Here is a 724-nt window from a genome sequence, read left to right as displayed (position 1 = left end):
TACACGCGCAGGTGCGAGGGCCGCGATCGCAGGTCCACCCAGTCCGGGGTGGCCGGACGGCGCAGCGTCGACCAGGCCGTGCCGAGTTCCGGCGCGTCGAAGTGGTCGGTGGCGGGTTCGGCGGACCACGGGTGCTCCGGCAGGCCGGGGGCGGTGATCTCGTCGGCGGGGATGCCGCCGGGGACGCTGGGCCAGCCGCCGGGGGTCCAGTCGACTTTCTGGATGGCGGTCTCGCGGCCGAGCACGCAGTTGCCCAGCGGCGTGTACGGCCGCCCGACCAGGTGCGCCAGGTACCAGTCGCCGTGCTGCGTGCGCACCAGGCTGCCGTGCCCGGCCTTCTGCAGCGCCAGGTCGGGCCGCCCGACCGAGGTCAGCAGCGGCCCGGCCGGGTCGACCTCGTACGGCCCGAACAGGTCCCGGGAGCGCGCCACCGTCACCTGATGGTCCCAGCTCGTGCCGCCCTCCGCGGTGACCAGCCAGTACCAGCCGTCGTGGCGGTACAGGTGCGGGCCCTCGGTCAGACCCGCGGCGGTGCCGGTGAAGATGATGCGCCGCTCGCCGACCAGCCGCCGCTGCTCGCGGTCGTACTGCTGGATCTCGATGCCGCCGAAGCGGTTGCGCCCCGGCCGCCAGTCGGCGCTCATGTTGAGCAGCCAGGTCGTGCCGTCCTCGTCGTGGAACAGGGACGCGTCGAACCCGTGGGCGTGCAGCCGTACGGGGTCGG

Annotated in this window: 1 protein-coding gene; it reads right to left on the bottom strand. The window is 74.2% G+C overall.

All coding sequences use genetic code 11. The features are described from left to right. On the bottom strand, window positions 1-724 hold a 724-nt coding region (locus tag Cco03nite_RS42065; protein WP_203699641.1), incomplete at both ends, for a family 43 glycosylhydrolase.

It is taken from the genome of Catellatospora coxensis (assembly GCF_016862635.1).
GTDB classification, from domain to species: Bacteria; Actinomycetota; Actinomycetes; order Mycobacteriales; family Micromonosporaceae; genus Catellatospora; species Catellatospora coxensis.
The sequence above is the reverse complement of the archived record's forward strand: the minus strand, read 5'-3'. Positions and strand labels throughout refer to the sequence as shown.